Consider the following 8,501-nt stretch of genomic DNA (forward strand, 5'->3'; position numbering starts at 1 on the left):
GATAATTTGCCGAGCCGCCCTTTGTCGAGACGGACAAAGCAGGATTCACAGGCGCGCCCTGCCCGGCGGACGCCAGGCACGCAAGAAGCCGAAAGATCAGTTCACCCGGCTGATGCAGAAATCGATGACGTCGATCAAAGCCGACTTCTGCGGCGTCGCCTCCAGCGGCGCCAGCGCATCGCGGGCGATCTCGCCGAAATGGCGCGCGCGGCCGATCGTGTCGGCAATGGCGCCGTGGCGGGCCATCAGGCCGATCGCCTTTTCGAGCCCGGCATCGTCGGCGACATTGTCCTCGATGGCGCGCTTCCAGAAGGTGCGCTCGGCCTTGGTGCCGCGCCGATAGGCGAGGATCACCGGCAGCGTCACCTTGCCCTCGCGGAAATCGTCGCCGACATTCTTGCCGAGATCCTTGCTCGAGCCACCATAATCCAGCGCGTCGTCGATGAGCTGGAAGGCAAGGCCGAGATTCATGCCGTAGGAGCGCAGCGCCGCGCGATCGGTGCGCGAGGCCTGGGCAATCACCGGCCCGACTTCGGCGGCGGCCGAAAACAGCGCCGCGGTCTTGGCCTTGATGACGGCGAAATGCTCGTCCTCCGTGGTTTCGAGGTTTTTGGCCGCGGCAAGCTGCATCACCTCGCCCTCGGCGATGATGGAGGCAGCGGCCGACAGGATGTCGAGGGCTTCGAGCGAACCGACCTCGACCATCATGCGGAAAGCCTGGCCGAGCAGGAAATCGCCGACCAGCACGCTCGCCTGGTTGCCCCAGATCATGCGCGCCGTCTTCTTGCCGCGGCGCAGCGCGCTCTCGTCGACGACATCGTCATGCAGAAGCGTCGCCGTGTGCATGAACTCGACCGCGGTGGCGAGCTTGACATGGCCTTCGCCGGCATAGCCGAACATCTGGGCCGCGGCGAGCGTCAGCATGGGCCGCAGGCGCTTGCCGCCGGAGGAGATCAGGTGGTTGGCGATCTCCGGGATCATCTCGACGTCGGAGCCGGCCTTGGACAGGATCAGTTCGTTGACCCGCCCCATGTCGGCGGCCGTCAGATCGATCAGATCCTTGATGGAAGCGGGTTCCCGCTTGCCTTCGATGTTGAGAACGACACCCACCACGACAACTCCCGTCTATCTAACGCGCACGAGTTAACGCGCACGACGGCACCCTTAATCCCCCGCCGACTCTAGGGCGGCACAACCTGGCACGGCAAGAGGCGAATTGGCGCGGCTCTGCCGACGGTGTGTCTACCCGCACGTTTACAGGAACGCCGCAACCTGCGATTTTCGTTCCATGATCGAGCTTGTCCGCACCAATGACGCCGTCGTCATCTCCTTTGTCGAATCGCTGATGCGCGACGCCGGCATCGCCTGTTTCGTCGCCGACCAGAATATGAGCGTGCTCGAAGGGTCGATCGGCCTTTTGCAGAAGCGCGTCATGGTCGACGCCGACAAGGCCGACGTGGCGCGCCGCATCCTCAAGGATGCCGGCATCGAAAACGAAATCCGCCAGAAATAATGGCAGCGACGATCGCCCCAGATACGCCGGCGCACACGGTCGATGCCTTCCATCGCGGCCGCTTCTGGCTGGTGCAGCCGAGCCGGGGCGGTCATCGCGCCGGCATGGACGCCATGATGCTGGCGGCCGCCGTGCCGGCCGGCTTTTCCGGCCGGCTCGCCGATTTCGGCGCCGGCGCCGGCGCGGCAGCCCTTGCCGTGCTGTCGCGTTGCCCTGCGGCGCGGGCCGTGCTCGTCGAGCGCTCGGCCGAAATGGCCGGGTTCGCTGCCGCCACGCTTTCGCATCCGGGCAATGCGCATCTCGGCGACCGCGCCTCGGTGCTGACGGCCGACGTCACGCTGACCGGCCGGGCGCGCGCCGAAGCCGGGCTTGCCGACAATTCCTTCGATTTCGTCATAATGAACCCACCTTTCAACGCCGCCGAGGACCGCTCGACGCCGGACGCGCTGCGCAGGCAAGCGCATGTCGCCGAAGAGGGGTTGTTCGAGCGCTGGATCAGGAGCGCGGCCGCCGTCGCGAGGCCACGCGGCGGCCTGGCCGTCATCGCCCGGCCCGAGCAACTGGTCGCCATCCTCGACGCGATCGAGGGGCGCTTCGGCGATGCCGAGATGCTGTGCGTGCATCCGCGGCCGGACGCGGCGGCGATCCGCATTGTCGTCAGGGCCACGCTCGGGGCGCGCGGAAAATTGTCGATCCGCCCGCCGCTCACCTTGCACGGGCCGTCCGGCAACGAGCCGGCGGAGCGGACGGAAATGATCAATAACGGCCTGGCGTCGCTATTCGGCGATTGATCCGGGACTGGCGATGCGGCATTGCCGTTGGCCAGCGAATTCCTACATGCCAAAGCGAATGACGCCTGAGAGACATGACCAACCTGCCTGATCTCATCTTGCTCCTTCGCATTTTGTCCGGAGACACCCGTTCGTGAAACGCCTCTTCAATCGCCTGCTGCCGAAATCCTGGCGCTCGACAGTCGTGACCATTCCGGTCGTGCGGCTGCAAGGCGCCATCATGGCCGGCGGCGGCCAGTTTCGGCCGAGCCTGTCGCTCGCCTCGACGGCCGGCCTCATCGAAAAGGCGTTCGGCTTCGACGCGCCGGCGGTCGCCATCTCGATCAATTCGCCGGGCGGCTCGCCGGTGCAGTCGCGGCTGATCTTCAAGCGCATCCGCGACCTGGCGTTGGAAAAGAACAAGAAGGTGCTGGTCTTCGTCGAGGACGTCGCGGCTTCCGGCGGCTACATGATCGCGGTCGCCGGCGACGAGATCTTCGCCGATCCGTCCTCGATCGTCGGCTCGATCGGCGTGGTCTCCGCCTCGTTCGGCTTCCCCGAACTGATGAAGAAGATCGGCGTCGAGCGGCGCGTCCACACCGCCGGGCAGAACAAGGCCGTGCTCGACCCGTTCAAGCCGGAAAAGAAGGAAGACGTCGAGAGGTTGAAGGCGCTGCAGCTCGAAGTGCACGAGACCTTCATCGACCTCGTCAAGGAGCGGCGCGGCAGCAAGCTCAAGGACGATCCGGATCTGTTCACCGGCCTGTTCTGGACCGCCAAGCGAGGGCTGGAGCTCGGCCTTGTCGATGCGCTGGGCGATATGCGCGGCGTGCTCAAGACCCGCTTCGGCGACAAGACGCAGCTCAAGCTGATCACCGCGCCGCGCGGTCTGTTTGGCCGTTTCGGCCTGTTCGGCTCGCGCGCATCAGTGCCCGATATTGCCGCGGCCGCCGTCGGCGGCGTCATCGATGCGGCGGAAGAGCGCGCGCTGTGGGCACGCTTCGGGCTTTGAAAAAGCCATGAATGCGGCTAGCATGGTGACTTGACCGACCCATTCGGCCGGCCTTGCCGCGCGAAACGCGGGAGGAGTTTTGAGATGCCGCAGATCATTTTCTTCGCCGTTGTCGGCGCCGCCGCTTACTTTGGTTACCGCGCTTTCGTGCGCGAGGCCGAACGCGTCACGGCCAAGATCCGGCGGACCGAGAAACAGGCGGCGAACGGCACGATGGGCACGCTGGTCAAGGATCCCAAGACCGGCGAATACCGTCTCGCCAAGGACTGATCCCATCTCGCCAGCAGCCGACATTCTTGAGCCCGGCACAGAGGTCCGGACGTGGCTTGCGCCTGCCAAGATCAACCTGGCGCTGCATGTCACCGGACAGCGCGCCGACAGTTATCACCTCATCGACAGCCTTGCGGTCTTCACCCGCTTCGGCGACCGGCTCGAAATCGAGCCGGCGGAGCACGACGAATTCTCGGTCTCCGGCCGCTATGCCGCCGGCCTGCCGCTCGACGGCGATAATCTGGTGGTGAGGGCGCGCGATGCCTTGCGCCAGGAAGCCGGTGCGCCGCATGCGCCGCCGGTCGCCATCAAGCTGGAGAAGAACCTGCCGATCGCCTCGGGCGTTGGCGGCGGCTCCAGCGATGCGGCGGCCGCGCTCAACGGCCTGGCGCGGCTCTGGAAGCTCGAAATCGACGACAATTCGCTGGCCCGGATCGGGCTCTCGCTCGGCGCCGATCTGCCGATGTGCCTCAAGGGCAAGCCTCTGGTCGCGCGCGGTATCGGCGATGAGGTGTCGCCGCTCTCCGCATTTCCGGCGCTGGGCCTCGTTCTGGTCAATCCGGGCGTCGCGGTCTCGACGCCGGAGGTGTTCAAGGCGCTCTCCCGTCGCGACAACGAGGCGCTGCCGCCACTGCCGAAGCGCCTCGACTTCCACGCCATCCGCAACTGGCTGGAGACCACCCGCAACGATCTCGAACCTGCCGCGCGTTCGATCCAGCCGGCGATCGGCGAAGCGCTGAAGGCACTGAAAAAGGCCGACGCCGCGTTCACACGCATGTCGGGCTCCGGCGCCACATGCTTTGGGCTGTTCGAGACCGGCAATGTCGCCAAGCGCGCGGCGATCGAGATCCGTGCGCGACACCCCGACTGGTTCGTCGCCGCGACGCGCAGCATGGAGGCGAGCGATGGCGAAGCCTGACGAAAGCCGGCCTTTCATCCCGGTGCGCATCGCGGTGCTGACCGTGTCCGACACGCGCAGCCTCGCCGACGACAAATCCGGCCAGACGCTGGCCGACCGCATCGCGGAAGCCGGCCATACCCTTGCCGCGCGCGATATCGTGACCGACGACCGCGACAAGATCCGCGACAAGGTTCTCGGCTGGTCGAAGGACGAAAACATCGACGTCGTCATCACCACGGGCGGCACCGGCTTCACCGGCCGCGACGTGACCCCGGAGGCGCTGGAGCCGATCTTCGAAAAGCGCATGGACGGCTTTTCGGAAGTCTTCCACCGCATCTCCTATGACAAGATCGGCACCTCGACGATCCAGAGCCGGGCGACCGGCGGCGTCGTCAACGCCACCTTCGTCTTCGTGCTGCCGGGCTCGCCCGGCGCCTGCAAGGACGCCTGGGACGGCATCATCAAGGCGCAGCTCGACTACCGGCACATGCCCTGCAACTTCGTCGAGATCATGCCTCGGCTGGACGAGCATCTTCGGCGTGGCGGCAAGCTTGGTGCATAACTAAAGGCAAAACACCCCGATCGGTATCCGGTTCGCAGGCGGAACGGCACTGCCGCCTTCGCGACGTCATTCCGAAGCCGGTGCTTGCAAAGTACCTTGTGCAAAGCGAACAAGCGACCCGTGCCATGACCGTTCACAGCGGCGGCTGCCACTGCGGCAACATCCGCCTGAGCTTCTCCACCGCGCTCGATCCGGCCGCGCTGGAAATCCGCGCCTGCCAATGCTCGTTCTGCACCCGGCACGGTTCGCGCGCCGCCGCCGACCCGAACGGCAGGCTGGTTATCTCGGTCGCGGACAGGGATCGCCTGCAGGTTTACCGCTTCGGCCTGCGCACGGCCGACTATCTCGTCTGCCGCGAATGCGGCGTCTATGTCGCGGCAATCGCCGGTGAGGACGACGACGCCACGGCGGTCGTCATCGTCAACGCGCTCGACGAGCGCGAGCGGTTCTCGCGCGAGCCTGTCGCTGTCCGGTTCGACACCGAGACGCGCGAGCAACGCCTCGCCAGGCGCCGCAGCGCCTGGATGCCTGTCGAAATTCGAGGGATTTAACGAGCAGGGACCGCGCTTTCTTCCTTCTCCCCTTGTGGGAGAAGGGACAGCTGGCATCACTTCGGCGGAGCGACCCAGATCTCGGCGTTCAGCTTTCTGGTCGCCAGGCCGCGCGCCAGGGCTTCGGCGCTGCGCGCGCTCTTTGCCAGAGCCGACGCCTGCCGTTTGCTGATGACGAGCCCCTCGGCCAGCGCACGGTTGCTCGAGAATACCCTGGCCAGGAACGGCGCACGATTGGCGCGGGCGCGTGAAAAGCGCGCCGACATGCTCTGCCTTGCCGTGTGGGCGACGACCTCGTCGATCCAGCCTTCGGAGAGCCGGGCGCCGGGTTCCAAAAGCAGCAGCCAATCGCCCTTGGCCTGGCCGATGCCGGCGCCGATGCCGCCGGTCACATAGTGGCAGCCGGCATGCTCGGCCACGCGATGCGTCTGGTCGGTCGAGCCTTGATCGCAGACGATCACGTCGCGCACCACGCCTTCGACCGCGCCGCCGACGAGCGAGGCGAGCGTACGGGCAAGCCCCTCTTCGTCGTTCAAGGTCTCGAGGAGAACGCTGAGCATCCTTAGCCGAATAGCGGAAAGCCGCGGCTTGCGCCAGTTACGCTTTCAACCGAAAAAGTTCTTGCTTTGTTCTCATCGGCAAAATAGGAATAGTTTCATGAACAGAGCGATTCGACAGCCTGCCGACAGTCCATGGGAGAGGGCGAAAATGGAACAGATCGTGCGCGCCGACATTGCCGCTTTCGGAGCAGGCAGAGCCGAAATGGCGAACGCGATGATAGAACAGAGCGGCATGCGCGTGCGGCCCGACCGCAATCGCGGCCGCTCGGCCGGCATCAACCCGTCCGGCCGGTTCGAGCCGGTCAGCCGTCATGTCTTCGACGACGGCTGGAACTCGCTGGAAGAACTGCCGCCGTTCAAGACGGAAGTGCAGGTCGAGAAGCCGCGCACGATCATCACCCGCAACGAGTCGCCGGACATTTCCTTCGACCGTTCGATCAATCCCTATCGCGGCTGCGAGCATGGCTGCGTCTACTGCTTCGCCCGGCCGACGCATTCCTTCATGGGCTTGTCGCCGGGGCTCGATTTCGAATCGAAGCTGTTCGCCAAGCCGGATGCGGCGCGCATGCTGGACCGGGAATTGTCGAAGCCCGGCTACCAGCCGCGCACCATCGCCATCGGCACCAACACCGATCCCTACCAGCCGATCGAGAAGCAATACCGGATCATGCGCGAGATCCTGGAAGTGCTGGAGGCGCGCGGCCATCCGGTCGGCATCGTCACCAAGTCGGCGCTGGTGACGCGTGACATCGACATCCTGTCGCGCATGGCCGAACGCGGTCTTGCCAAGGTGGCGCTGTCGGTGACGACGATGGACCGCATGCTGGCGAGAACGATGGAACCCCGCGCGTCGACGCCGACGAAACGGCTGGAAGCGATCAGGCAGTTGTCGGATGCCGGCATCCCGGCCTCTGTGATGGTCGCGCCGATCATCCCCGGCCTCAACGATCCGGAGATGGAGCGCATCCTCGATTCGGCCAGAGCCGCGGGAGCCCGGGAAGCCGGCTACGTTATCCTGCGCCTGCCGCTCGAAGTGGCGCCGATCTTCAAGGACTGGCTGCTGCGCCACTATCCGGACCGCTACCGGCATGTGATGTCGCTGATCCGTTCGATGCGCGACGGCAAGGATTACGATTCCGAATGGGGCAAGCGCATGAAGGGCGCCGGTCCCTATGCCTGGCAGATCGGCCGCCGCTTCGAGATCGCCGCCAAGCGGCTAGGCCTCAATGTCGAGCGGCGGCAGCTTCGCACCGACCAATTCGTCGCAGGCTCTGGCGCCGGCGAGCAGCTGATGCTGCTTTGACACCTGCGCCGGCCATGACGAGCCGGCGTCAAGCAATTCCAGGCAAAGCGATTTTCCGTCTGGAACTGCAGTCCTTTTGAAGGATCCCGTCCGGCCGCTGTCCCCCAGCCGCGAGACGGTGCCTTCCCGGTCCGACGCCCCATCCGACCCGGAAGGACTTGCGGAGAATCGGAGCCAATGCGAACCTCGCCGCACCATGGCTCGCGCGCGTTCCGATTCTCCGCTTCTCTTTGAAATGGTCGAGAAGCCCGACTTCTCGATCGAGACGAAGGCGATGGCCGACGGGCTGTGGCCAGTCGCCGGCATGGATGAAGCGGGCCGCGGTCCGCTCGCCGGGCCGGTTGTGGCCGCAGCGGTGGTGCTCAACCCCGCCAACATTCCCGAAGGTCTCGACGATTCCAAACGCCTCACTCACTTGCAGCGCGAGGCGCTGTTCCTCAAGATTCTCGGCTCGGCGCTCAGCGTCTCGATGGCCTCGATCAGCGCCGAAGGCATCGACAACAGCAACATCCTGAAAGCCAGCCTGGAAGCGATGCGCCGCGCCGCCGCCGGCCTATCCTTGCGGCCGAAGCTCGCCCTGGCCGACGGCCGCGACGTTCCGCCTGGCCTCGCTTGCGAAGGCCGGGCGCTGATCAAGGGCGACCAGCGTTCGCAGTCGATCGCCGCCGCCTCGATCATCGCCAAGGTGATGCGCGACCGCATGATGTGCGGCTGCGGCGGACATCACGAGCACTACGGTTTCGAAGTGCATATGGGCTATGCGACGGTCCGGCACCGGACCGCCATCGAGGCGCATGGGCCGGTGGCGAGATTGCATCGGGCCTCGTTCGCGCCGTTCCGGTTGGGTGGGGTCGAGATGGCTGAGGAAGAGAGCTTCGCCGGGTTGGAGTGATAGCTAATCTCCCCCTTCGGGCGGAGATGTCCGGCAGGACAGAGGGGGCGCTGTGCCGCCGACTTAACAGTGCTTGGGTTCCTCGCCCCGCCAAAGGCGGGGAGAGGTGGCCGCGAAGCGGACGGAGAGGGGCTTCGTAGGGCGCTCCCCTCTCCGTGGGGGGGGGG

11 protein-coding genes are annotated in these 8,501 nt (G+C 65.8%); 9 read left to right on the top strand and 2 right to left on the bottom strand.

All coding sequences use genetic code 11. From position 1 onward, the window contains the following. Positions 1 to 96: 96 nt before the first annotated feature. On the bottom strand, positions 97 to 1,110 hold the full coding sequence (locus LB572_RS33635; protein WP_224670830.1) for a polyprenyl synthetase family protein: 1,014 nt from the start codon (positions 1,108 to 1,110) through the stop codon (positions 97 to 99). Positions 1,111 to 1,288: 178 nt separating this feature from the next. Between LB572_RS33635 and LB572_RS33640 the strand changes: the two genes are divergently transcribed. The 7 genes from LB572_RS33640 (at position 1,289) to LB572_RS33670 (ending at position 5,579) form a co-directional block, all read left to right on the top strand. After that, the gene (locus LB572_RS33640) at positions 1,289 to 1,513 is read left to right on the top strand and encodes a DUF2007 domain-containing protein (protein ID WP_040991013.1); all 225 of its coding nucleotides are present in this window, start codon (positions 1,289 to 1,291) and stop codon (positions 1,511 to 1,513) included. Continuing rightward, positions 1,513 to 2,304, top strand: a complete 792-nt coding sequence (locus LB572_RS33645; RefSeq protein ID WP_224670824.1) for a tRNA1(Val) (adenine(37)-N6)-methyltransferase — start codon at positions 1,513 to 1,515, stop codon at positions 2,302 to 2,304. Before LB572_RS33640 ends, LB572_RS33645 begins: the two co-directional genes overlap by 1 nt. A 133-nt stretch (positions 2,305 to 2,437) precedes the next feature. Continuing rightward, complete coding sequence (locus LB572_RS33650) at positions 2,438 to 3,295, top strand: S49 family peptidase (protein ID WP_224670825.1); 858 nt, start codon at positions 2,438 to 2,440, stop codon at positions 3,293 to 3,295. 84 nt (positions 3,296 to 3,379) lie between these two features. Further along, positions 3,380 to 3,565 carry a membrane protein gene (locus LB572_RS33655; RefSeq protein ID WP_027164591.1) on the top strand — a complete coding sequence of 62 codons (186 nt, stop codon included), beginning with the start codon at positions 3,380 to 3,382 and terminating at the stop codon, positions 3,563 to 3,565. A 22-nt stretch (positions 3,566 to 3,587) separates the two neighbouring features. Next, complete coding sequence (locus LB572_RS33660; protein WP_224670831.1) at positions 3,588 to 4,484, top strand: 4-(cytidine 5'-diphospho)-2-C-methyl-D-erythritol kinase; 897 nt, start codon at positions 3,588 to 3,590, stop codon at positions 4,482 to 4,484. After that, on the top strand, positions 4,471 to 5,028 hold the full coding sequence (gene moaB / locus LB572_RS33665) for a molybdenum cofactor biosynthesis protein B (RefSeq protein ID WP_224670826.1): 558 nt from the start codon (positions 4,471 to 4,473) through the stop codon (positions 5,026 to 5,028). The genes LB572_RS33660 and moaB overlap by 14 nt, the downstream gene beginning before the upstream one ends. 125 nt (positions 5,029 to 5,153) lie before the next feature. Next, entirely contained in the window at positions 5,154 to 5,579 is a 426-nt protein-coding gene (locus tag LB572_RS33670) for a GFA family protein (protein WP_224670827.1), read from the top strand. A gap of 56 nt (positions 5,580 to 5,635) precedes the next feature. Here the strand turns inward: LB572_RS33670 and LB572_RS33675 are convergent, their stop codons facing one another. Then, positions 5,636 to 6,139, bottom strand: coding sequence for a glycosyltransferase (locus LB572_RS33675; protein ID WP_224670828.1), 504 nt, complete (start codon positions 6,137 to 6,139; stop codon positions 5,636 to 5,638). A gap of 148 nt (positions 6,140 to 6,287) precedes the next feature. On the opposite strand from LB572_RS33675, the gene LB572_RS33680 reads away from it, so the two are divergent. Further along, a complete protein-coding gene (locus LB572_RS33680) occupies positions 6,288 to 7,442 on the top strand; it encodes a PA0069 family radical SAM protein (RefSeq protein WP_217573490.1) in 1,155 nt (384 codons plus the stop codon). Between the two features lie 196 nt (positions 7,443 to 7,638). Then, positions 7,639 to 8,334, top strand: a complete 696-nt coding sequence (locus LB572_RS33685; RefSeq protein WP_140805873.1) for a ribonuclease HII — start codon at positions 7,639 to 7,641, stop codon at positions 8,332 to 8,334. Positions 8,335 to 8,501 lie beyond the last annotated feature (167 nt).

Source organism: Mesorhizobium sp. BH1-1-5 (assembly GCF_020165615.1).
Taxonomy (GTDB): Bacteria; Pseudomonadota; Alphaproteobacteria; order Rhizobiales; family Rhizobiaceae; genus Mesorhizobium.

Coding starts and splice junctions, on each gene's coding strand:
- LB572_RS33640 (WP_040991013.1), top strand. CDS start 1,289: ATGATCGAGCTTGTCCGCACCAATGACGCCGTCGTCATCTCCTTTGTC.
- LB572_RS33680 (WP_217573490.1), top strand. CDS start 6,288: ATGGAACAGATCGTGCGCGCCGACATTGCCGCTTTCGGAGCAGGCAGA.
- LB572_RS33655 (WP_027164591.1), top strand. CDS start 3,380: ATGCCGCAGATCATTTTCTTCGCCGTTGTCGGCGCCGCCGCTTACTTT.
- LB572_RS33685 (WP_140805873.1), top strand. CDS start 7,639: ATGGCTCGCGCGCGTTCCGATTCTCCGCTTCTCTTTGAAATGGTCGAG.
- LB572_RS33675 (WP_224670828.1), bottom strand. CDS start 6,139: ATGCTCAGCGTTCTCCTCGAGACCTTGAACGACGAAGAGGGGCTTGCC.
- LB572_RS33670 (WP_224670827.1), top strand. CDS start 5,154: ATGACCGTTCACAGCGGCGGCTGCCACTGCGGCAACATCCGCCTGAGC.
- moaB (WP_224670826.1), top strand. CDS start 4,471: ATGGCGAAGCCTGACGAAAGCCGGCCTTTCATCCCGGTGCGCATCGCG.
- LB572_RS33645 (WP_224670824.1), top strand. CDS start 1,513: ATGGCAGCGACGATCGCCCCAGATACGCCGGCGCACACGGTCGATGCC.